The organism is Frankia umida, assembly GCF_023242945.1.
Classification (GTDB): domain Bacteria; phylum Actinomycetota; class Actinomycetes; order Frankiales; family Frankiaceae; genus Frankia; species Frankia umida.
The window spans coordinates 15,526-38,090 of sequence record NZ_JALKFT010000024.1 but is presented as its reverse complement, the minus strand read 5'-3'; the positions used below and the strand labels follow the sequence as shown (position 1 = coordinate 38,090).

18 protein-coding genes are annotated in these 22,565 nt (G+C 69.8%); 10 read left to right on the top strand and 8 right to left on the bottom strand.

Translation table 11 applies throughout. The features are described 5' to 3' along the window. Window positions 1–136 precede the first annotated feature (136 nt). A complete protein-coding gene (locus MXD59_RS19740) occupies window positions 137–1,609 on the top strand; it encodes a UDP-glucose dehydrogenase family protein (RefSeq protein ID WP_308301745.1) in 1,473 nt (490 codons plus the stop codon). Here MXD59_RS19740 and MXD59_RS19735 read toward each other — a convergent pair. Then, window positions 1,550–2,176 (bottom strand): beta-class carbonic anhydrase, encoded by a 627-nt coding sequence (locus MXD59_RS19735; protein ID WP_283097183.1) that lies wholly within the window; start codon window positions 2,174–2,176, stop codon window positions 1,550–1,552. The two genes, MXD59_RS19740 and MXD59_RS19735, sit on opposite strands and share 60 nt — an antisense overlap. Window positions 2,177–2,515: 339 nt before the next feature. Here MXD59_RS19735 and MXD59_RS19730 point away from each other — a divergent pair, with 339 nt between their 5' ends. From MXD59_RS19730 to MXD59_RS19710, 4 genes are all read left to right on the top strand, one after another. After that, complete coding sequence (locus tag MXD59_RS19730) at window positions 2,516–3,025, top strand: GtrA family protein (protein WP_163548189.1); 510 nt, start codon at window positions 2,516–2,518, stop codon at window positions 3,023–3,025. 310 nt (window positions 3,026–3,335) lie between these two features. Then, window positions 3,336–4,823: a hypothetical protein gene (locus tag MXD59_RS26605; RefSeq protein ID WP_283097182.1), complete on the top strand. Its 1,488-nt coding sequence runs from the start codon at window positions 3,336–3,338 to the stop codon at window positions 4,821–4,823. Window positions 4,824–6,061: 1,238 nt separating this feature from the next. Next, window positions 6,062–6,916 (top strand): hypothetical protein, encoded by an 855-nt coding sequence (locus MXD59_RS19715; protein WP_248826164.1) that lies wholly within the window; start codon window positions 6,062–6,064, stop codon window positions 6,914–6,916. Window positions 6,917–7,012: 96 nt separating this feature from the next. Further along, on the top strand, window positions 7,013–7,600 hold the full coding sequence (locus MXD59_RS19710) for a hypothetical protein (RefSeq protein WP_248826132.1): 588 nt from the start codon (window positions 7,013–7,015) through the stop codon (window positions 7,598–7,600). A gap of 65 nt (window positions 7,601–7,665) precedes the next feature. Here MXD59_RS19710 and MXD59_RS19705 read toward each other — a convergent pair whose 3' ends face one another. Next, a complete protein-coding gene (locus MXD59_RS19705; protein WP_248826131.1) occupies window positions 7,666–8,202 on the bottom strand; it encodes a PH domain-containing protein in 537 nt (178 codons plus the stop codon). 167 nt (window positions 8,203–8,369) lie between these two features. Further along, on the bottom strand, window positions 8,370–9,347 hold the full coding sequence (locus MXD59_RS19700) for a biotin--[acetyl-CoA-carboxylase] ligase (RefSeq protein ID WP_248826130.1): 978 nt from the start codon (window positions 9,345–9,347) through the stop codon (window positions 8,370–8,372). A gap of 245 nt (window positions 9,348–9,592) precedes the next feature. On the opposite strand from MXD59_RS19700, the gene MXD59_RS19695 reads away from it, so the two are divergent. From MXD59_RS19695 to MXD59_RS19680, 4 genes are all read left to right on the top strand, one after another. Next, window positions 9,593–11,188 carry an acyl-CoA carboxylase subunit beta gene (locus MXD59_RS19695; protein ID WP_283097180.1) on the top strand — a complete coding sequence of 532 codons (1,596 nt, stop codon included), beginning with the start codon at window positions 9,593–9,595 and terminating at the stop codon, window positions 11,186–11,188. 83 nt (window positions 11,189–11,271) lie between these two features. After that, window positions 11,272–11,526, top strand: coding sequence for an acyl-CoA carboxylase subunit epsilon (locus MXD59_RS19690; RefSeq protein WP_163547982.1), 255 nt, complete (start codon window positions 11,272–11,274; stop codon window positions 11,524–11,526). 115 nt (window positions 11,527–11,641) lie between these two features. Continuing rightward, a complete protein-coding gene (locus MXD59_RS19685) occupies window positions 11,642–13,405 on the top strand; it encodes an acetyl/propionyl/methylcrotonyl-CoA carboxylase subunit alpha (protein WP_248826129.1) in 1,764 nt (587 codons plus the stop codon). A 60-nt stretch (window positions 13,406–13,465) separates the two neighbouring features. Next, window positions 13,466–13,882: a DUF5313 family protein gene (locus MXD59_RS19680; protein WP_248826128.1), complete on the top strand. Its 417-nt coding sequence runs from the start codon at window positions 13,466–13,468 to the stop codon at window positions 13,880–13,882. 19 nt (window positions 13,883–13,901) lie between these two features. Here the strand turns inward: MXD59_RS19680 and MXD59_RS19675 are convergent, their stop codons facing one another. Further along, window positions 13,902–15,191 (bottom strand): HNH endonuclease signature motif containing protein, encoded by a 1,290-nt coding sequence (locus tag MXD59_RS19675; RefSeq protein ID WP_248826156.1) that lies wholly within the window; start codon window positions 15,189–15,191, stop codon window positions 13,902–13,904. Window positions 15,192–15,739: 548 nt separating this feature from the next. Next, complete coding sequence (locus tag MXD59_RS19670) at window positions 15,740–17,221, bottom strand: NAD(P)H-quinone dehydrogenase (protein WP_248826155.1); 1,482 nt, start codon at window positions 17,219–17,221, stop codon at window positions 15,740–15,742. A gap of 191 nt (window positions 17,222–17,412) precedes the next feature. Between MXD59_RS19670 and MXD59_RS19665 the strand changes: the two genes are divergently transcribed. Further along, a complete protein-coding gene (locus tag MXD59_RS19665; RefSeq protein ID WP_163547987.1) occupies window positions 17,413–17,853 on the top strand; it encodes a gamma-glutamylcyclotransferase family protein in 441 nt (146 codons plus the stop codon). Between the two features lie 22 nt (window positions 17,854–17,875). On the opposite strand, the gene MXD59_RS19660 is transcribed toward MXD59_RS19665, so the two are convergent. The 3 genes from MXD59_RS19660 to aspS form a co-directional block, all read right to left on the bottom strand. After that, on the bottom strand, window positions 17,876–19,114 hold the full coding sequence (locus tag MXD59_RS19660) for an amidohydrolase (RefSeq protein ID WP_372512139.1): 1,239 nt from the start codon (window positions 19,112–19,114) through the stop codon (window positions 17,876–17,878). A gap of 42 nt (window positions 19,115–19,156) precedes the next feature. Beyond that, the gene (locus MXD59_RS19655; RefSeq protein ID WP_248826127.1) at window positions 19,157–20,392 is read right to left on the bottom strand and encodes a glutamate--cysteine ligase; all 1,236 of its coding nucleotides are present in this window, start codon (window positions 20,390–20,392) and stop codon (window positions 19,157–19,159) included. 111 nt (window positions 20,393–20,503) lie between these two features. Beyond that, entirely contained in the window at window positions 20,504–22,432 is a 1,929-nt protein-coding gene (gene aspS, locus MXD59_RS19650) for an aspartate--tRNA ligase (protein WP_248826126.1), read from the bottom strand. Window positions 22,433–22,565: the final 133 nt, after the last annotated feature.

The window sequence follows — 22,565 nt, the reverse complement described above, 5'->3', positions numbered from 1 at the left end:
GTGGATAACCCGGCCGGGGTGAGGCCCGATCGTGGGCTCGTGGCGGCCGACCTCCGAGGGTAGCGACTACTGTCAGGAAGCGATTGGTCGCTCAGGTCGCTCAGGTCGCTCAGGTCGCAGTGGGGAGGTGTCGAGCGTGCGCGCACAGCCGCGTCCGACGATCAGTGTCATCGGCACCGGCTACCTGGGGGCGACCCACGCGGTGTGCATGGCCGAGCTCGGGTTCGAGGTGCTGGGTGTCGACATCGACGCGAACCGGATTCGTCAGCTGTCCGCCGGCGACACCCCGTTCTACGAGCCGGGACTCGCCGCCCTGCTGCGCAGCAACCTCGAGGCGGGCCGGCTCTCCTTCACCTGCTCGATCGCCGCGGCCGTCGACCATGCCGACGTGCACTTCGTCTGTGTCGGGACACCGCAACGTCCCGACTCGCAGGCCGCCGACCTGCGTCACGTCGACGCCGTCATCAGCGGGCTGATCGCCGCGGGACTCGGGCCGCGATCCCTGGTGGTGGGCAAGTCGACGGTGCCGGTGGGGACGACTGCGAGGCTCGCCGCCCGGATCGCCGCGGCCGCACCGGGGGCCGAACTCGCCTGGAACCCCGAGTTCCTTCGCGAGGGCTTCGCCGTCGAGGACACCCTGCACCCCGACCGGCTGGTCTTCGGGGTCACCTCCGGCGGCCGGGCCGAAGCCGTGCTGCGCGCGCTGTACAGCCGGATGATCGACGCATCGACGCCCGTCATCGTCACCGACTACGCCACCGCCGAGCTGGTGAAGGTCGCCGCGAACGCCTTCCTCGCCACGAAGATCTCCTTCATCAACGCGATGTCCGAGGTGTGCGACGCCACCGGCGGGGATGTCGTGGAGCTCGCGGACGCCCTGGCCCACGATGATCGGATCGGGCCGCTGTTCCTGCGGGCCGGCATCGGCTACGGGGGCGGCTGCCTGCCCAAGGACGTCCGGGCGTTTCAGGCCCGCGCTCGGGAACTCGGCGTTGGTCCGGCGCTGTCCTTCCTGGGCGAGGTGGACGCGGTGAACATGCGCGCTCGGGCCCGGGCGGTGCGGCTGGCGCACGAGCTACTGGGCGGAGATCCGATGAACCGGGCCGTCGCCGTGCTCGGCGCCGCCTTCAAGCCGAACTCCGACGACATCCGTGACTCACCGGCGCTGGACGTCGCCACCGCCCTGCGCCGGGACGGCGCGCATGTCGCCGTCTACGATCCGGCGGCCGCGGCGAACGCTCGGGACCGTCATCCCAACCTGCACATCGCCGACTCGGTGATCGGCGCGGTGGCCGGCGCCGAGATCGTCCTGGTCCTCACCGAATGGTCGGAGTTCCGCACGCTCGATCCCGCCGCACTGCGCCGCCATGTCGCCCGGCCGGTCGTCATCGATGGACGTGGCGTCCTGGACCCCGACGCCTGGCGCGGCGCCGGTTGGACCTACCGGGCTCTCGGTCGGCCACCGCGCCCGGCCACCGTCCGCCACCACGCTCCGCGGCACCTCGCGGAACGCCCCCTGCCGGAGCGGCCCACGTCAGAGCGGCCCACGTCAGAGCGGCACCTCCACCAGGGCGCCGGTCTCCACGTCGTAGACAAAGCCGCGCACTGACGTCGTGGCCTGCAGAAAGGGAGACGAACGCAGAATGCGCAGGGAGAGCCGGACATCATCGGCGACGTCCGTGAAGGCCTGCACCGACCATTCGGGGCGGACCCCGGTGTCCCGCTCCAACTGATCACGGAAACCCTCGTCGGTGATCTTCTCCATGCCGCACCCGGTGTGGTGCAGCAGGATGATCTCCTTCGTGCCGAGGGCGTTCTGACTGATCGCGAGGGAGCGGACGACATCGGTGGTGACAACGCCGCCGGCGTTGCGCAGGATGTGCGCGTCGCCCTCCCCGAGGCCGAGTAGTGCCTCGACGTTGAGCCGCGCATCCATGCAGGCCACGACGGCCACTCTGAGTTCCGGCGGCGCCGGCAGCGCGCCCCGCAGGCCGGCCTCCTGGCGGCGCGCCGGGTTACCCGCGGCGTAGGTCAGCAGCACTTCCGTCGCCGTCGCCGCACCGGTCACGTCACCTGCCGGGCGACGCCCGCCCACGCCCGGCACCGTCGCCGCCGCCGGCACCCTCACCGCCGCCGTCACTGTTGCCGTTGCCGTTGCCGTATCCGTGCCGTTCATGGTGTCCATCCCTCCCGATCGATGGGGCGGTGCCCCGCAATGTCAGGATGCCGCCCCGCCGCCCGAACCGGCCATCGTTCCCCACATTCGCCAGCGTCACGACCGCCACGTTGCCTGGCATTGCGAGTCGGATGCATCACTCACCGTAGAGTAGGGAACACCACTACGGTGGATCGAGCACACAGAGTCGAGCATTTGATCACCCTTGGCGACAGGAGGCTCGGACGGGCAGCGGTCCCGACGTCCGCGGGGACGCTCGAGGGAGGGGGTGGCGAAGCGACGGGTTCCGGCCAGCCGGTACTCTCCTCGGGTGGTAAGAATCGATCGAGGTCGCCTGTGGTGAAGCACCGACAGGGACGGTCGCCGCTGCAGCTACTCATCCACGAGCTGGGCAAGTTCGGGCTCGTCGGTGGCGTCTGCTACGCCATCGACTTCCTGGTTTCGAACCTGTGTCACACGCTTCTGGGAATGGGTCCGCTCAGCGCGAAGACGATCTCCACCGTCATCGCCGCGACCTTTTCCTATATCGGAAACCGGCAGTGGTCCTTCAACCACCGCGCCCGGACCGGTCTGCGCCGCGAGTACACGCTGTTCTTCATACTGAACGTGGTCGGCCTCGTGATCGCGCTCGGATGCCTCGGGTTCGCCCGGTACGTGCTCGATCTGCGCGGAGTGCTCGCCTTCAACCTGTTCGGCAACGTGCTCGGCACGGGGCTCGGCACGGTGTTCCGCTTCTGGGCCTACAAGAAGTGGGTCTTCCTGCACCCGGACGACCCCAAGGCCGCACCGCGCGCCGACCTGCCCACCGAACTGCCCGCCCGGGTGCCAGAGCACGCCGGCCGGATCTGACCCGCGCACTGACCTGCGACGACCGGGCGCCCACTGGGCCGCCCGGTCGTCGTCGTCTCACCGGAGGGGCCGGGCCCGCAGCCGGTCGGCCTCCTGTCTGTCGAGAAGGCGACCGGGTGTCCCGTTCGACGGGAAAGCCCCTACCATCAGTACCAAGCCCGGTCTGAGAGGTTGGTCGCCTTCGGCGGATCCCGCCGGGCACCGACGCGACGGAGTGGCCGTCCGATCAAGGATGCCGTTCCCTCCGGCGCGACGACAGCGCGCGGCGAGACGCCTGCGCGCGGCACCGGCGGCACAGGAGGAACGCATCATGCAGTCACCGGGCTCCAGCACTCCGGACCCGGACGCCGAGACCCGACGGGTCGACGGCGCGCCCGGCTACTCGGGAGGCGTCGACCCGTACGACGAGCAGACCCGGATCGCGGGCGACGAACGCGGCGGCTGGCCGGCCGGTCGGTCCCCGAACAACCCGTCCGGCGGCGGATACTCGCAGGGCTCGTCGGGCTACGGCAACTCGGCCGGCTACGGCAACTCTGCCGGCTACGGCAGCTCGGCGGGCTACGGCGGCCCGGCCCAGGCGGGCGACCAGGAGCCACAGACCCAGATCCTGCCGGACGGCTACGCCACGAACGCACACTCGGCACCCGGCCAGCCCGGCGGCAGCGGCTCCTACCCGCCCCCCGGGAACAGCGGCGGCACGTCCGGTGGCTACGGCCAGGACCAGCGCGGCGGGCAGAGCGAGGCCTACGGTGCGCCGGCGGCCGGCTATCCGCAGGGCGGCTACCAGCAGGGTTCGGGTGACAGCGGCCAAGGCTACGACCAGCCGGGCTACGGCCAGCAGAGCTACGGACAGCAGAGCTACGGACAGCCGGGTTATGGCCAGCCAGGCCAGGAGCAGCCGAGCTACGGACAGCCGGGCTACGGCCAGCAGAATTACGACCAGCAGGGTTACGGCCAGCCCGGCTACGGCCAGCAGCCGGGCTACCCGACTGGCGGGCAGTATCAGCAGCCCCACGACCAGCAGGCATACAACCAGCAGGGTTACGGGCAGCAGGGTTACGGGCAGCAGGGTTACGGGCAGCCCGATGCCTACGGCAACTACGGCGGCTACCCGCCCGTCGGCAGTGGCGGCTCCCCCCAGGGCAACGGCTCGGGGCGACGGCGGGCCCTGATCATCGGTGCGGCCGTGGCCGCGTTGCTCCTGCTCATCATCGTGCCCGTGATCGTGCTCACCGGCGGCTCGGATGACGACAAGCCGTCGGCCAGCGCCTCGGCACCGCCGGTCGTGTCCTCCTCGGCCTCGGCCACCACCCCCCCGTCGCCGTCGACCACCCCGAGCTTCTCCCCGAGCCCGTCACCGAGCGCGTCCAGTGGGTTCAGCCCGGCGGAGAGCACACTGCTGGCCAAGCTCAAGAGCTCCGCGATGACCGACTGCCAGCCGAACAGCACCGCCGAAGGCGGTCACATCCTGGCCGCGCTGGTCTGCCACTCCGACGACGGCAAGGACGTCGCCGCGTTCTCCTATGCCACCCGCAGCGATCTCGACGCGGATGTCGATGTGCGCAAAGCGCAGGTGACGTCCACCAACGGCAGTTGCAAGAACGGCGAGAACGAAGTGTTCACCTGGAACTTCCACGAGGGTCAGACGGAAGGCACCGCCATCTGCAGCACCCAAAACGGCGCTCCGGCCATCTACTGGTCATACAACACCAAGCTGGTCGCGTTCACCGCGACCGGAAGTGACGGCGCCGGGCTCTACGAGTGGTGGAGCGGCTTCGACCCGGTACCGCAAAGCTGAACCGAAAAGATCCACATCCAGACGGGATCTCGACCGGCCGGGATAGGGCTGCATTTGTTTGCCAGTAGCCCTATACCGGCTGTATCCGCACGGTAGTGCGCCTACGCTGGTGACCGGATACATCACCACACTCGGGAGGAACCGTGCCGAGTCCCGGCAGCGGCGACGACGAAGCGCCACGCTCCGCCGAACAGCCGCCACCCCAGCCGTTCATCGGCGACGGGCTGCCGGGTCCAGACGCGGATTTCGACGACTCCGAGCGCACCATCCTGCAGCCCCCCGGGCAGCGTCCGTTGGTGCCAGGACCTGGCTTTGGGTCCGGGCCCCGGGTGGGCTCGCCCTACGAGCCGCCGCGCCCACCCGGCCCGCCGGCATCCGCCGCACCGCCGTGGCTGGGCGGCCCGCCCGGGCCGTATGGGCAGCCCGCCGGGCCGCCATCTGGCTTTCAGGGTGGGCCGCCGCCTGGGCCGCATGGCGGGCCGTTTCGTCCCGGCGGGCCATCCGCGCCGTCGGCGCCGCCGCTTCCGCCGGATTGGCAGTCGCCGTATCTGGCCGGCGGACCGCCGTCCGGGCCGCAGCCACCCATGGCACCGATGGTGCCCATGGTGCCGCCGGGTTCGATGCCGCCTCGGCCGCCGATGCCACCCGGTCCGCCTGGACAGTTCACGTCCCCGGGGTCTCCGGGACGGCCGGGGCCGCCCGGTCCCCCCGGGCCTTCCGGTCCCCCCGGCTCCTTTGGTCCACCACCTCCGCCGACCGGGTCTCGAGGCATGTCCGTCCCGCCAGGGCAGTCGGGACCGGCGGGTGGTTCCGGCTCGTTGGCGGGTCCGCCGGGACCGCTCTACTTCGCGCCGCCCGGCCAACCGCCGCGTGCCGCGGGCCCCTCGCCCGTCCCGCCGCCTGGCAATGCGTTGTCACCAGCAGGATCGCCGCCAGCTGGATCGGCGCCCGTTGGCGGCTCCGCCCACGGCGGCGCTGCCAGAGCAGACAACGATGATCTCACCTACCGGCTGACTCCACCGCCGGTCACGCTCGCGTCCGCGCCACCGCTGTCCCCGCCTGGCCCCGTACCAGCACCGGCAGGGGGTCGACCCGCACCGGGAGCACCGATTCGGCCCATCGGACCCACCGGACCTGGCCTGTATGGCGGTCCTGGGGGTCGGCCTGGGTCTCTGCCCGGTCTTGCCGCGCTGACAGGACCTGCGAACCCCACGGATGAGCAGGACGACGAGCGGGAGGTGACATCGGGTTTCACCAGTCTTCCGCTGCCGGTGGTACCCGACGCCGCGGCCCCGGGCTCGTTCGCACACCCGGTCACCCATCCGGTCGCGCGTCCGGCGCCGCCCGACCTCGGCTTCGACGCGGACCCCGAAGAAGAGGATCTGCTGCCCGGGCTTCTCCCCGGGCTACCAGCTCCCCCGGCGCCGCTGCCCACACCCGGCGGACCGTACGGGTCTCCGGGGGCCACCGCCAATGGTCTGCCGCCGGGGTCGGGCGGGCCTGACCGGAACAACCGACACAAGATCCTCGTCGACCGGCGGCTGCTGTTCGCCGGTGTCGGCGCGCTGGTCGCGCTCGTCGTCCTGTTCGGCGCCCTCGCCCTCGCCGCTGGGGAGTCCGACTCGAGCATCGACGCGGCACCGGCCATCGCGACGGCGAGCCCGGTCGGAGGCCCCGTCGGCGATGCTCGTGAGGCGCTTCGGGCCATGCTCAACCCAGCCGTGATGTCCGGCTGCACCACACCGACCCGCAGCGACAGCGCCTACGCCGACGCCACACTCACCTGCAAGGCTCCCGGTAACCGTCAGGTCGCCGCGTTCCACTTCGCCAACCGGTCGGCGCTCGACCGGCAGATCGGTGCCCGCGAGGCGTTCTACTCGGACGAAGGGTCCTGCGACGACGGGCAGCAGAGCTCGGAACGGTGGACCTCTCCCACCGACAAGCCCGGCGGCACCCGGCTCTGCTACTTCTTCGCCAATCACTTCTACGAGTTCTGGAGCTCCGACACCCAACTGGTCGCGTTCTCGGTCGATGATCCGGACCCCGCCCGGCTCAACTCCTGGTGGCACTCGTTCGATCCGTTGCGCCACTAGATGCGTGCCGGCGAGGACCCGGGCCCCTCACAACCCGGGCCCGGTGCGAATCAGGATGGTCGACCCGGTCCTCCGCGGCGCAGGATGCTCATCGCCATGGGGGTCGTCCTCGTCCTCGTCCTCGCGGCCGTCGGCATCGTCGTGGCTGTCACAGCCGGTGGCGGTTCGGACGGCGACCGAGATGACTCGACCACCGCACCCCCCTCGGTGACAGGTACCGCGGGGGGTGCCGGTGCGACGTCCACGCCGAGCCTGGAGCCGGCCGACGCCGACCTGGTCGCGGCGCTGCTCCCCTTCACCGTCACCGACTGCCGCTCGGCGTCGCGGGACGGGGACGGGGTGGTGGCGGCGGTGAGCTGCGCACCGGGCGGCTCCACCGCGGCGAGCGCACCCGAGCAGCTGTCCGTCATCAGCTACGGGACCGCCGAAGCTCTCCAGGCCGACCTGCGCGAACGCTCGGTCGGACTGACCGGCTCCGATCCCGGTACCACCTGCGCCCACGGCCGCAGCGGGGTGGAACGCTGGGCACGGACCGCCCACCGCCGCGGCAGCTTCGTCTGCCGGGTCACCCCTGGCCGTTTCGCGGTCTACTGGACGGTGGACGACTCCCGGCTCGGCTTCACCGCCGAGCTACCCGACGCCGACCAGTTCCTCGCCTGGTGGCGCGTCTACGACCCGATCTGATCCGCACGCTCCGCGGCGCGCCGCCCGCCGCTGGCGCCGATCCGCCGCCGCTCGCTGGCCGCCGATCACTGGCCGGGATTCCATCCGCCCCGCCGAGGATCACCTGAGCCGCGCCCCTGATAGGGCGCGGCGAGCTCGGCCAGCATCTCCTGCATGCGTTCGACATGCGGCATGCAGGACAGCGTGATCCGGCCCCGCTGGCCAGCCGTCTCGACGACGAGTCGCCCTGAGCCCACCCACTGCTCGAACAGGCTCTGCTGGACGGTCGTGCCGACGAGCCAGGAAACCGGAACATCGCGGCCGGCCCGGGTCAGCAGACCCTCGCGCACCACAAGGCGCTGGCTGGTGATGACGTAGTGCGTGGTCAGCTGCCGTAGCCAGGGCAGCGCACCCCGATAGCCGATGAGGCCCAACGCCACGATCAGCACCAGGTACTGGATTGGTTTCTGGAGAAAGCCACCGGGCGCGAAGAAGACACCGAGCACCGCGAAAAGCAGGGCCGCCACCGTCCACAGTGCCGGACCGACCAGACTGACCCAGTGCGGATGGAGGTGGACGACCACCTCTTCGTCCGGGGCGAGGATATCGTCGGGAAACGCCACGCCGACGATCGTCGCACCTTCCTTCATCGGACCACACGTGACCCTCCCGCGCGTTGCCCACCGGGCTCACCAAACGAGATCGCCGAACCTCGCGGGCCTGCTTCCTGGCCACCCGCATCCCGCCTGACCGGCCCGCGTCCCGCTTCGCCCCCACGTTGCCGGCCCGGTCAGCGCAGGTGGACGACGTCTCCCGCGCTGAAGGGGTGGCCGTCGACGACCAGTCGCCCCTCGGCGTCCACGTCCATCGCCGTGCCGAGATGAGTCCGTCCGCCAGGCAGTTCGACCCGCACCCGGCGACCGATCGTGGCACAGACGGCCAGATAGTCGGCGCGGGCCGACATCGGGTCACGCTCCCACCGGACCAGGGCGCCGGCGAGCTCGGTGAGGAGCTCGCCGAGCAGCGTGGTGCGGTCGAGCGCGCTCGTGGGGGCGCCGCACAGGCTCAGGCTCGTCGACCGTGGTGGCAGCTCGTCGGACTGCGCGTGGACGTTCAGACCGAAGCCGATCACCGCGGCGGGCGGTATCGCCGGGGCTGGCACCAGTTCCACCAGGATGCCGGCGAGCTTCGCACCGTCAACGAGCAGATCGTTGGGCCATTTCAGCGAGGCCGTGACGCCGGTCACCCGGCGCACCGCTGACACCAGCGCGGTGCCCACCACCATCGGCAACCAGCCCAGGCGCGCCGGTTCAACCATGGGACGCACGAGCAGCGACACGGTGAGCCCGGCGCCGACCCGCGACTCCCAGCTCCGATCAAGCCGACCGCGACCCGCCACCTGCCGCTCGGCGACCAGCACATGGCCACGCGGCGCGTCCACCTGCCGCCACCGGCGGCCCACCTCGGCAAGCTCCGCCTCGGTCGGACTGGTCGGGCTGGTCTCGGTGGGTGCCGTGGCGGCGGTCTGCGCGCGGGCCACCCGCACCAGGGCGGCGTTCGTGGAGTCGATCTCGGATACGACCGTAAGCCCGAAGTCGGTGCCGGCCGCGGAGAGGAAGTCCGCCAGCCGGGGCGCATCAAGCAGCGGACGGGCCGGCGTCGCGTCCGCGATGCGCTTCGGCGCCGCGCTTACCCGGGCAGCTCCCCCGTCGGACGCGCGTGGGGCGACGGGGGCATCGGGACTGATGGCATCCGAAGGCACGTGCACCGGCACAGCGTGACAGAAGCGACCGTGCCACGCCCACCCATCGGCGGCCGCGGGCCGGGTTCTGACGGTCCCCGCCGGCAAGCCACCCCCCTAGTTGTTCCAGCACCACCGACGACAGCAAAACGCGCATACTGTGACGCGCGATACGACCGGACGGCCCTGGTCAGAGCGAAGTAGCGCAATCGATGAGATCAACTCCACATGTCTCGAGCGCGTGGACGCGCAGGGGTCGTACGCTGCGGCCTATGGCTCTTCCCGTGTCCGCTGAGGATTCCGCTCCCGACCCGCGCAGCACCGCAGGGCGACTTGCTCAACTGCGGCGTGTGAACGATGAGGCTGTCCACGCTGGATCCCAGCGGGCCGTGGATGCGCAGCATGCCAAGGGCAAAATGACGGCACGAGAGCGGATCGAGGCCTTCCTTGATCCCGGCTCGTTCGTGGAGACCGACGCGTTCGCCCGCCACCGGGCACATGATTTCGGCGTCCAGGCCAACCGTCCGTACGGGGACGGTGTCGTCACCGGCTACGGCACGGTCGAGGGCCGGCAGGTCTGCGTGTTCAGCCAGGACTTCACCGTCTTCGGCGGCAGCCTGGGCGAGGTCTTCGGCGAGAAAATCGTCAAGGTCATGGACCTGGCGCTCAAGACCGGCTCCCCGGTCGTCGGCCTCAACGACTCCGGCGGTGCCCGCATCCAGGAGGGAGTCGTCTCCCTCGGTCTGTACGGCGAGATCTTCTACCGCAACGTCATGGCGTCGGGTGTCGTCCCCCAGCTCTCCCTGATCATGGGCCCATGCGCGGGCGGCGCGGTGTACTCCCCCGCGATCACCGACTTCACTCTGATGGTCGACCAGACGAGCCACATGTTCATCACCGGCCCGGACGTCATCAAGGAGGTCACCGGCGAGGACGTCGGGATGGAGGAGCTCGGCGGAGCCACCACCCACAACTCGCGCAGCGGTGTCGCCCACTTCCAGTCCGCGGACGAGGCCGAATGCCTTGAGCTGGCTCGGGCCCTGCTGTCCTACCTCCCCTCGAACAACCTCGAGGAGGCACCGGCCTACGAGCCCGTGGACGACCTGGACGCGGAGCTCGATCCGGATCTCGACACGTTCATCCCGGACTCGCCCAACACGCCGTACGACATGCACCTGATCATCGAGCGACTCACCGACGACGGTGACTTCCTCGAGGTCCACGCGCAGTTCGCACAGAACCTGATCGTCGGCTTCGGCCGGATCGACGGCCGTTCGGTCGGCGTGGTCGCCAACCAGCCGATGCAGTTCGCCGGCACCCTGGACATCGACGCGAGCGAGAAGGCCGCCCGTTTCGTCCGCACCTGCGACGCGTTCAACATTCCCGTTCTCACGCTCGTCGACGTGCCGGGCTTCCTGCCGGGTACATCCCAGGAGTGGAACGGAATCATCCGCCGCGGCGCGAAGCTGATCTACGCCTATGCGGAGGCGACGGTCCCCAAGGTCACCGTCATCACCCGCAAGGCCTACGGCGGCGCCTACGACGTCATGGGCTCCAAGCACCTGCGGGCCGACATCAACCTGGCCTGGCCGACCGCGGAGATCGCGGTCATGGGTGCCCGCGGCGCTGTCAACATCATCTACCGTCGCGAGCTGGCCAAGTCCGAGTCCTCGGACACCCGCCGTGCCGAGCTGATCGAGGACTACACCGATCACTTCGCCACTCCGTACATCGCGGCGGAACGTGGCTACCTCGACGCCGTGATCAACCCGTCGGAGACGCGCCGTGCCATCATCCGGGCGCTCCGGCTGCTGCGCACCAAGCGTGAGTCGCTGCCGCCGAAGAAGCACGGAAACATCCCGCTCTAGGGCACGGACCGAGCGTCGCGACGACGACGCGTGCACTCCAGCGCCGGCGTTTTCGCCGGTACACGTCGAGCAGGGAGAGGAACGTGGCCCAGGACCAGGACGGGCAGCCGGATCGGCCGACGCTTCGGCTCATCCGCGGAAACGCCACTCCGGAGGAGATCGCCGCGGTGGTGGCGCTGCTGGCGGCCCAGGCGACCGCCGCCGCACCGCCGCCGCCCCCCGTCCGGTCCCCGTGGGCCGATCCCACGCAGGGCCACCGCGGACCACTCCACGTTGGAGCAGGCGCGTGGCGTCTTTCCGGGCTGAGCCCGGGTGTGCGCACCCGCGCGGGATGGTGAGCGGATGCCATCACTCACGTGACATGTCCGTGGCATCACATCAGGGTTGAACGACAGCGAGCAGCGCGGACCGACTCGCCTAACATCAGGCAGGCCGGAAGAGGACGGGAGCAGCGTGCGTAAGATCCTCATTGCCAACCGAGGTGAGATCGCGGTCCGGGTGGCTCGTGCCTGCCGCGACGCCGGATACACCAGCGTCGCGGTCTACGCGGAACCGGATATCGACGCACTGCACGTGCGTGTCGCCGACGAGGCTTTCGCCCTCGGCGGGAACACTCCCGGCGACTCTTACCTGCGTATCGACAAGATTCTGGATGTCTGTAAGGCATCGGGTGCCGACGCCGTCCATCCGGGGTACGGCTTTCTTTCCGAGAACGCCGACTTCGCCGAGGCTGTGATCGCCGCCGGCCTCACCTGGATCGGCCCGCCGCCCGAGGCCATCCGACGCCTCGGCGACAAGACCGCCGCCCGTCACATCGCGCTGGAGGTCGGCGCCCCGCTGGCACCTGGCACCGCCGATCCGGTGGCGGGAGTCGGTGAGGTCATCGAGTTCGCCAACCAGTACGGCCTGCCAGTCGCGATCAAGGCGGCGTTCGGTGGTGGCGGGCGGGGTCTCAAGGTCGCCTGGACCGCGGAGGAACTGCCCGAGCTGTTCGACAGCGCCGTGCGTGAGGCGGTTGCCGCCTTCGGCCGCGGCGAGTGCTTCGTCGAGCGTTACCTCGACCAGCCACGGCATGTCGAGACCCAGGTGCTCGCGGACACCCATGGCAATGTGGTCGTCGTCGGCACCCGTGACTGCTCGCTGCAACGGCGCTACCAGAAGCTGGTCGAGGAGGCCCCGGCGCCCTTCCTCTCGGAAACGCAGCTCGCCGCGCTCTATGACGCCTCGAAGGCGATCTGCCGCAAGGCCGGCTATGTGGGGGCTGGCACGGTCGAGTTCCTGGTCGCCCGCGACGGCATGATCAGCTTCCTTGAGGTCAACACGCGCCTGCAGGTGGAGCACCCGGTGACCGAGGAGGTCTCCGGTGTCGACCTGGTTCGCGCCCAGTTCCGGATCGCCGAGGGCGAAGCCCTCGACTTCACCGATCCCGCTCCCCGCGGCCACTCGTTCGAGTTTCGGATCAACGGTGAGGACCCGGGGCGTAACTTCCTGCCCGCGCCCGGCACCGTCACCACGTTCGTCTCACCGGCCGGCCCCGGCGTGCGGCTGGACACCGGAATCGAGAGCGGCAGCGTCATCGGGGGCGCGTTCGACTCGCTGCTCGCCAAGCTCATCATCACCGGTGCCACCCGCCAGGAAGCGCTCGAGCGCGCCCGGCGCGCCCTCGACGAGATGGTCGTCGACGGCATGGCGACTGCCCTGCCGTTCCACCGCGCCGTCGTCCGGGATCAGGCTTTCGCCCCGGATGACACTGCGGAACCGTTCCGCATCCACAACCGGTGGATCGAGACGGAGTTCGACAACACCATTCCCGCGTTCACCGGCGGCACCGACGCGGACACCACCGCACCCGAACGGCAGACCGTTGTCGTCGAGGTAGGTGGCAAGCGCCTCGAAGTGGTGCTCCCGGCCGGCCTCGGCGCCGCGACGGCCGCCACGGGAACCGGCAGGGGCGCGGCACCCAAGCGACGCTCCCGCGGGGCCGCGGCCGCGAAGGTCACCGGGGACGCGCTGACGAGCCCCATGCAGGGCACCATCGTGAAGGTGGCGGTCAGCGAGGGTGACACGGTCGCGACCGGCGACCTCATCGTCGTCCTGGAGGCGATGAAGATGGAGCAGCCGATCAACGCCCACCGCGACGGAAAGATCACCGATCTCGCCGCGGCCGTCGGCTCGGTTGTCACCAGCGGGGCTGTCCTTTGTGAGATCAAGGACTAGATGCCACCTGTTCGCCGGTCGCTGTCCTCGCTCCGCCTGGCCGCTTCGTAAGCTGCGGGTATGAGCGGCAGTGAGGACAGCCCGCCGGTGGGCGGTCGGGATGGGGCTACGGCGGTGGACGGTGCTGGCACACCAGGTGCTGGCACACACCGGCCGCCACTGACCGGCCGAATCCACTACCTTCTCGGTGGCACGTTGCCGCCGACGTACCGCGCGTGGGTCTCGCATGATCTGACCGGGCCCGGGTGGCGGGTCCGGCAGGCCATCCGCCCGCCCCTTCTTCTCCTGCCCTTCGCCGTGGTCTTCGCGCTGCTTCCCGGCCAGCCGGCGGTTCGTGGCATCGCCGTCGGGCTCCTCCTGGCCGCAGGTCTGGGTCTTGGCTTCGCCACCAGCAGCTACTTCCGCAACCGGCGCCTCGAACAGCACGGCTTCCCGCCCGTCCTCCCGCCACCGGATGACCCACAGGAAGCGGGCTGAGGCCGCCCGCCGCCCGCCACTACCTCTCTGTGTAGTTGTCAGGGTGCGTGTGGTACTCGCCCCCGGTAGGGGTCGTCCACGTCATGTGACCGGGCTCGCCCTGTTCGACGAGCCACCGCTGTCTCGCCCCGTGCTCCGACGCCTGGTCGGGCCGCTGCTTGTAGCGACCCAGCATCCGATGGTGTCTGCGGCAGAGGGGCGCAAGATTGCCGTTCTCGGTGAGCCCACCGTCGAACCAGGCCACCGTGTGATCAAGATCGCTGCTGCCCGCGGGGGTGTTGCAGCCCGGCAGGACGCACTGGCTGTTGCGCGCTCGCACATGCCGCGCCAGGGCGGCGGGCGGAAACCGGCGACGCCCGAGACCGACGAGTTCTCCGGTCTCCCGCCGGGTCAGCATCTGCCGCCAGGTGCACCGCGGGTCCTGGCTCATCTCCCGAACGATCTCCGCTGGGACGGGCCCGTATCCAGGGATCTCACCTGGGCGCTCCGCCAGCCCCAGCAGCGTCTCCACCGGGACGATCACCTGCATCTCCAGGTTGACACGGCCCAGGCTTTCGCCCATCAGCAGCGCGTACGCCACATCGAGACTGCGAGCGTCGCCGGTACCAGCCTGCCGGGCCAGCCGGTCGATGCGCGCCCACACCGCCAGCATGCGCAGCGCGGGCAGGAACATCGCCAGACGGCCCATGCCGTCGGGCTCCGTGCGTGCCTCGACGCGCCGGGTACCTTCGGCCGCCTTCTGACGCCGCGCCGCCCCATCCGGATCGACCACCAGGACCCGGCGGCGCACCGCCTGCTCGAACGCCTTCAGGCTCGGCCGGCCACCCTTGGCCAACACCGGGCCGACAACCTGCGCGACGAGCGAGCCGTCGAGTGGGGCGGTCAGCCGGTCCAACGCCACGAGACGGGCCAGATCGATCCGCCTGTCCCACAGCGCCTTCACCCCGGCGGGCAGCCGCCGTACAACCCGAACCGCGAACGCCGTCTGCCTCCCACCTTCGGAAGGTGACAGCCGCGCGCGGAGCGCGACCTCCTCGCCGACGAACTCGTCGTAGCCCCACCGGCCCGGCTCGGCCCACATCCCGCCGGCGCCGGTCTGCTCGCCGCCACCCTGCGCACCACCACCGGGCTGCTCGCCGCGCCCCTGCGACGTCCCCGCATCCACCGGAGCGGGGCGCAGCTCGGTCAGGCGCGCGCGGACCAGCAGGCGCTCCGCTTCCGCCCGCGCCACCCGCCGCCCGACCTCCTCATCCCACGCGAGACAGTCCACATCCATCAGATCCGCCACCCGGCGACCGCCGACCTCCACCGATGCCAACCACGCCCGCTCCTCCTCATCCGACGCTGCTGGCGCCGCACGTGTTCCCGTCACCATCACAGCCCCCATTCAAAAGATGACGACAGCAGATACCGGACCACAGAAACCGGAAAGAGAGAGCCGGCACAAGGACCGGATTCCAGACTCGATGATCGAACGTACATTCGAATAGTAGATGCCGACCGGCCGCCTGGCAACCCCCGATCACACTTGAGGCTATGCACGCGACTCCATCTGACACTACGACCACAGCACCAGCGGCAATCCAAATCCTGGCCGTCCCACACGGCCCGACTGCAAGTTCGAGGAAATGGCGACCACACGGTCGAGGGAAATGGACTCCAACCGATGGTGGATCTCAGGGAAAATCTCGCCTATGCTGAGGAGGCCATCGGATAACCAGCATGGCGCCACGCCCAGCTCCGCCATGCTGGCTGACGATGATGTGCACCACCCGCGCTTCTTCAGGAGCCCCCACGGCCCTTCAGGACCCAGTGCGGTTCTTCAGGAGCCAGGACTACAGGCGCCCAAGCCACGCCTCAGGAAGGGTTGTCGAATCCAGCAAAGAAGTCACGTGGTCGCAGGACCCGCGCCGCTTCGGTGATCGAGCCGGAGAGCGAAGGATAGATGGAGAACGTATGGGCGATCTGGTCGACCGTGAGCCCGTTTTCAACGGCAAGAGACACGGAGAGAATGAGCTCGGATGCCCGTGGCGCCACGATGACACCGCCAAGAACACTGCCGCTTCCGGGTCGACAGAAGAGCTTGACGAAGCCGTCCTGGATACCCATCATCTTGGCGCGGGGGTTTCGCGAAAGTGGCACGGTGGTTACTTCCGCGGCGACCGCGCCGGCGTCCTTCATGACCTGGCTCATGCCCACGGTCGCGATCTCGGGCTCGGTGAAGATGTTCGAGGAGACCGTTCCGAGCCGCAGCGGGCTTACCGCCTCACCGAGTGCGTGCCACATGGCGATTCGGCCCTGCATGGCCGCGACCGAGGCCAGTGGCAGAACACCGGTGCAGTCGCCGGCGGCGTAGACACCGGGTACCGAGGTACGCGACATCCGGTCGACACCGACGTGGCCACCCGGCCCGAGCCGCACACCCACGTCAGTAAGGCCAAGATCCCGCGTTCTCGGCACGGAACCGACGGCCATGAGAGCGTGGCTACCTGCAACGGTCCGACCATCAGAAAGCTCGACGATGACTCCGTCGCCTATCCGCCGCACCGAGGAGGCCCGTGAACGATTGAGCACCTCGATTCCCCGGCGGACAAACACGTCTTCGATGACCCGGGCCGCGTCGAGGTCCTCACCCGGCAGGACCCGATCTCGGGAGGACACCAGGGTGACCTCCGCGCCCAGAGCCCGGTACGCGCTTGCGAACTCGGCGCCGGTCACCCCGGAGCCGACAACGACGAGATGCTCCGGAATTTCCTTGAGGTCGTAGAGATGACGCCAGGTAAGTATCCGCTCACCATCCGGCTGTGCGCTGGACAGGATTCGGGGTGCGGCACCCGTCGCGACAAGCACGACGTCGCCCACAAAGGTCTCACCGTTGCTCGCCTCGATCGCATGCGGGCCGACGAGGCGACCGGTGGCGTGCACGATCTCGACCTTCTCGCGTTCGAGTCGCCGCTCGATGTCCAGGGACTGCGCCTTGGCGAGTTCCCGGACCCGCTCGTAGACCTGCACGGGGTCGACTCCGACCACCTCGGGTGGAGTGAGAGCGGGCGTACCCGAATCCGAGCCGCTCGGCATCCCCCAGGCGACCGCCGGGCTCGAGGTGTCCGCAGTCACACCGGGACCGTGCGGGCGGATACCCAGACCCGGAGCAAGTGCGAGATTTGTCATGGTCTCCGAGGTCGCGATGAGCGCCTTCGAAGGAACGCAGTCCGTGAGCACACAGGCGCCACCGATGCCGTCCGAGTCAACAACTGTCACGGAGGCGCCCAGGGATGCCGCGACCAGTGCCGCCTCGTAGCCCCCTGGACCTCCACCGAGAATGACAATGCGTGTCACGAGCCCTCCGATCCCGACCAGTCCTGCTCTTATCTTCCCCCTCCTGGATGGCACTGCTCCTCCTGGTACGGACAGCTCCGTAGGATCGCAGGCGGAGTCTCCGCGGGGAGAGTGCCGTAGATCGCGAAGGTTCCAGTACCGACCAGCAACCTGTAGCCCTGGCAACGCACCGTCACTCCCGAGAGACCACAATGACCTTGTACGCGGCATACGCCGGCAACCTCGATCCGGCGCAGATGAAGAAACGGACGCCCCACTCGCCCGTTACCGGAACCGGATGGATCAACGGGTGGCGGTTGACCTTTGGCGGCGAGGACGTCGGGTGGGACGGCGCCCTCGCGACCATCGTCGAGGCGCCGGGCGCGCACGCCTACGCCCTTCTCTACGATCTTGATCGTTATGATCTGGAGCGGCTTGACATCTGGGAGGGAGCGGACACCGGGCTCTACACCCGCATCCGTGTCCGCGTGCACACCCTTGACGGCGAAGCCCTCGCCTGGACGTACGTGTTGAACTCCTACGAGGGCGGGCTCCCGTCCCTCTGGTACCTGAACATGATCGCAGACTCGGCGGAGAAGGCTGGTGCGCCTGCCGACTACGTCAGCGAGCTGCGTTCCCGGCCGACCGCGTAGCGCGGTCGCGGCGAGGGGGTACTCAGCCGGTGGCCGGCGGCCGATGGCGCCGCAGCAGCTCGAGGGCGGACCCGGCCAGCAGGCGCACCCCCACGCCGATGGCCCGCTCGTCCACGTCGAAGGCGCCCTGGTGAAGATCGTAGGTGGGTCCGCCGGGCACACGGGTACCCAGCCGGGCCAGGGCGCCCGGGACGTGGTTGAGATACCAGCCGAAGTCCTCGCCGCCGAGTGACTGCGCCACCGTGGCCGAGGCGCCGTGCCCCAGCGAGACATCGACGACCTGCTGAAAGACGTCGACGACCTGGGCGCTGTTGACCACCGGGGGCACGCCGCGGCGGTAGTCGACCACGATCTGCGCGCCATACGGGGCGACCAGCTCCTCCGCGAGCCGGGTCACCAGCTCCGGAACCGCATCCCAGGTCTCCCGGGACAGGGTGCGCAGGGTGCCGCGCAGCTGGCCGGAGCGTGGGATGGCGTTGGCGACGGTACCAGCCTGGATCTGCCCCCAGACCAGGGACAGTGCTGACCGTGGATCGACCAGGCGCCCGAGCGCGGCCGGCAGGTCTGCGGCCAGACGCACCATCGCGTAGATCAGGTCCACCGTGTTCTGCGGGCGCGAGGTGTGGCCACCTGGCCCCGCCAGGGTGATCTCGAGAGCGTCGGCGGCCGAGGTGATCGGACCGGTGCGCAGTCCGATGGTGCCCACGTCCAGAGCCGGATCGCAGTGAACGGCGATGGCCGCGGACACGGGTTTGAGCACGCCCGCGTCGATCACGTCCAGGGCACCACCGGGCATCAGCTCCTCGGCGGGTTGGAACACCAGTCTCACGGTCCCGGGCAGCGCGACGGCACGTGCGTACTCGGCGAGCGCCAGGCCCACCCCGAGGGTCACCACCGTGTGCACGTCGTGACCGCAGGCATGGGTGACGCCAGGCACCGTCGAACGGTAGGGCACATCCTTGGAGTCCGGCAGCGGCAACGCATCCATGTCAGCCCGCACCAGCACCACCGGAACCGCGGGATCGCCCTCCGCGTCGGCCCCGATGTCACACCACAGACCGGGAACGTCCGGCAGCCGCCGCGGGTCCAACCCGACCGCCTGCAGCCTGGCTTCCACCTGCCCGGTGGTGCGGCGTTCCTGTCGGCCGAGCTCCGGATGGGCGTGCAGATCCCGGCGCAGCGCGATCAGCTCGGATTCGTGGACGGCCAGCCACCTGGTGACCGCGGCGATGCCATCCGCCTGTATCTGCTGGTCGGGCACCTCCCTGCCACTCCCCAATCCTGTTACCCCCAGAGCCACTCGTCACAGACCCAGGACCACACCGGAGGCGGGTACCGGACCGGACGGCGATACCGGACCGGACGGCGGTGAGGTCACCCGGGACGCGGCCGGTCGGTCCACGATCGGATGGCCGGCCTCCATCTCCGCCAGGAGGGTATCGACGACCGGAAGGAGATCCCCGCCGGCCCGCCGGGCGACCTCGCGCTGGCGGGTGGAACTTCCTCCGATCTCGACGATCGCCAGGACGTCCGCCAGCTCCCCGGCGCAGCCGAGCCGATGCGCGACCGGAAGAAGATCCTCCACCAGGTCGATGATGTCGTCGCGGACGGATCGGACCGCGCCCTGCGCGTCGATCATGATCTGCGCGTCGAGTCCGTAACGCGCCGCGCGCCACTTGTTCTCCTGGACGAGCCAGCGCTTCGGCGCGGGCAGTCGGTAGCCGCGGTCGATCTGGGTGTTCATCCGGTCCACGAGGCACTGGGCGAGGGCTGCGACCGCCCCGACCTCCATCAGGGTGGGCAGCCCGTCGCAGATGCGCAGCTCCACGGTGCCGAAGTTCGGATGTGGACGGATGTCCCACCAGATCTCACGGATCGTCTCGATGGTCCCCGAGGCGATCAGTGTTCCCATGAAGGCCTCGAACCCGGGCCAGTCGTCGAGCGGGTAGGGCAGCCCGGCGGTCGGCAGGCTCGCGAACACCTGCGACCGGGAGGAGGCGAGCCCGGTGTCGTCACCCAGCCAGTAGGGCGACGAGGCGGACAGCGCCAGAAAGTGTGGGATGTAGGCCATCAGAGCGTTCACGATGGGCATGGCCTTGTCCGGCGATCGCACGCCGACGTGCACGTGCACCCCGAAGATCAGCAGCCGCCGGGCCATCCACTGCATCTGCGAGACAAGCGTGGCGTATCGCTCGTCCTCGGTGATCCGCTGACTGGCGTAGTCGCTGATCGGATGGGTGCCGCTGCACATCAGGCCCACGCCGCGTCGTTCCGCCAGGTCGCGCAGCACCGAGATGGTGCCGGCGAGATCGGTGGTGGCCTCACCCACCGATCCGCAGACGCCGGTGATCACCTCGATCGTGGAGTCGAAGAGCTCGTGCTTGGCCTTCGCCGCCTCCCGCTCGCCGACCTTGGCGCGTAGCTCGTCGAGGATCACCGCGGCGTCGCCGCGCAGCTGCCGGCTCTGATAATCGACCAGCTGCAGCTCCCACTCGATGCCAAGACTCGAGCTCGTGGACGATGAGAAGGGGATCCGCACGCGGGCTCCTCGGATCGGGGCCGATCTCGGCCTTGGGCAGCCGTCGCCGATCCGCCACGCACGCGGATGGCAGGTGGTGACTACCCCTTCGGCCCCCCGTTATCCGCCCGACTACACCCCAGATCCAGCCGAGGCCCCACTTCCAGCCGAAGCAGCGGATCCAGCCGAGGCGGTGGGTCGATCCGATGCCCCGGCCCCGGCCACGACCCGAACCCCGAGCTCACGCAGCTGACGGTCGGCGACCGGCGTCGGCGCGCCGGTCAGGGGGTCCAGACCCGACTGGGTCTTCGGGAAGGCGATCACCTCGCGGATGTTCTCCTCCCCCGCGAGGATCGCGACCAGCCGGTCGATGCCGACGGCGAAGCCGCCGTGCGGCGGGGCGCCGTATCCGAACGGGGTGAGGAAGAAGCCGAAGCGGGCGTTGGCCTCCTCGGGGGTGATGCCCAGCAGGCCGAAGATGCGCTGCTGCAGCTCGCTCTCGTGGATCCGGATCGAACCGGAACCGAGTTCCCACCCGTTGAGCACCAGGTCATAGGCCCGGCTACGCACCGAGAGCGGGTCGGATTCCATCTTGTCCAGGTCGTCGGGATGCGGTCGAGTGAAGGGGTGATGACCGGGTTTGGGCCGTCCGGTCGCCGCGTCGATCCCGACGAACAGCGGGAAGTCGACCACCCAGACGAACCGCAGCGGCCCCTGGCCGGCGGGGGGACGTCCGAGATCGTTGCGGAGCTGCCCGAGTACCTCGCAGGTGGTGGCCCATTCGTCGGCGACGAGGAGCAGCAGGTCCCCTTCGACCGCCGAGGTCGCCTCGACGATGCCGGCGGCCTCGGTGTCGGAGAGGAACTTGCGCACCGGCGACTCGAGCGCGCCCTGCGCGCCGACCCGCATCCACACCAGGCCCTTGGCACCCAACGACTTGGCCCGGTCGGTGAGGTCGTCCAGGCGCCGGCGGTTGTGGCTCGCCGAGCCGCCGGGCACCCGGATGCCCTTGATCGAGGCCGCGCCGGCGAACGCCTTGAAACCGCTGTCCGTGAAGATCGCGGTCAGTTCGACCAGTTCCAGGCCGAAACGCAGGTCCGGCTTGTCCACCCCGAACCGGTTCATCGCCTCGTGCCAGGTGATCCGCTCGATCGGCGGCACCTCACCGCCCGCGCCACCCCCGTCGCCCGCGTCACCCGCGTCGCGGCGGCCCACCACCGTACGGGCGGCGGCGAGGACCGCGGCGCTGATCACGTCCAGCACGTCGTCCTGGTCGACGAAGCTCATCTCGATGTCGAGCTGGGTGAACTCGTACTGCCGGTCGGCGCGCAGGTCCTCGTCGCGCAGACAGCGGGCGAACTGGAAGTAGCGGTCGGTGCCGCCGACCATGAGCAGCTGCTTGAACAGCTGCGGCGACTGCGGCAGCGCGTAGAAACTGCCCGGGAACTGCCGGGACGGGACGATGAACTCCCGCGCCCCCTCCGGCGTGGACGGCATGAGCAGCGGCGTCTCGACCTCGACGAAGTTCAGCGGTGCCAGCGCAGCCCGCATCGCACCCAGCACCGCCGAGCGGGTACGCAGGTTGCGCTGCATCCGCTCGCGCCGAAGGTCGAGGTAACGGTAGGTCAACCGGGTGGATTCCTCCACCGCGTCGGCCCGGTCGTCGAGCGGGAACGGCGGCGGGATGGCGGTCGAGAGGATCTCCACCGCGCAGTCACGCAGCTCGATCTCGCCGGTGGCCAGCCCCGGGTTCGACGTTCCCTCGGGCCTGATCACCACGGTCCCGGTGATCCGCAGCACGTACTCCGAGCGGACGTCGACCGAACCGTCGACGACGACCTGGACGAGCCCGGAGTGATCCCGCAGGTCGACGAAGGTCAGTGCCGCGCCGTGCTGGCGGCGGTGCGCCACCCAGCCGCAGACCGACACCGTCTCCCCGACATGATCGGCCCGCAGATCACCGCACAGGTGGGTGCGCATGGCGGTGCGCCGCCCGGCTGCCTGGGAATCCTTCGATCCCGCGGTCGGTAGCTCGCCGGTGGCCGGCTGGGTTGTAGTCATCGGTCCGTCGTTCCCATCGCTGTCCGGTTCGGCCCACCGGGCCGCGGACGTCCGCCGCCGACGGCTCGGACACCGGCACAGTGCGCGGCGCCGTCCTCCGTGGCGACATCGTCACGCCCGCCGTGGGTTCCCC

Coding starts and splice junctions, on each gene's coding strand:
- MXD59_RS19735 (WP_283097183.1), bottom strand. CDS start 2,176: ATGAACGGCACGGATACGGCAACGGCAACGGCAACAGTGACGGCGGCG.
- MXD59_RS26605 (WP_283097182.1), top strand. CDS start 3,336: ATGCAGTCACCGGGCTCCAGCACTCCGGACCCGGACGCCGAGACCCGA.
- MXD59_RS19710 (WP_248826132.1), top strand. CDS start 7,013: ATGGGGGTCGTCCTCGTCCTCGTCCTCGCGGCCGTCGGCATCGTCGTG.
- MXD59_RS19695 (WP_283097180.1), top strand. CDS start 9,593: ATGGCTCTTCCCGTGTCCGCTGAGGATTCCGCTCCCGACCCGCGCAGC.
- MXD59_RS19680 (WP_248826128.1), top strand. CDS start 13,466: ATGAGCGGCAGTGAGGACAGCCCGCCGGTGGGCGGTCGGGATGGGGCT.
- MXD59_RS19665 (WP_163547987.1), top strand. CDS start 17,413: ATGACCTTGTACGCGGCATACGCCGGCAACCTCGATCCGGCGCAGATG.
- aspS (WP_248826126.1), bottom strand. CDS start 22,432: ATGACTACAACCCAGCCGGCCACCGGCGAGCTACCGACCGCGGGATCG.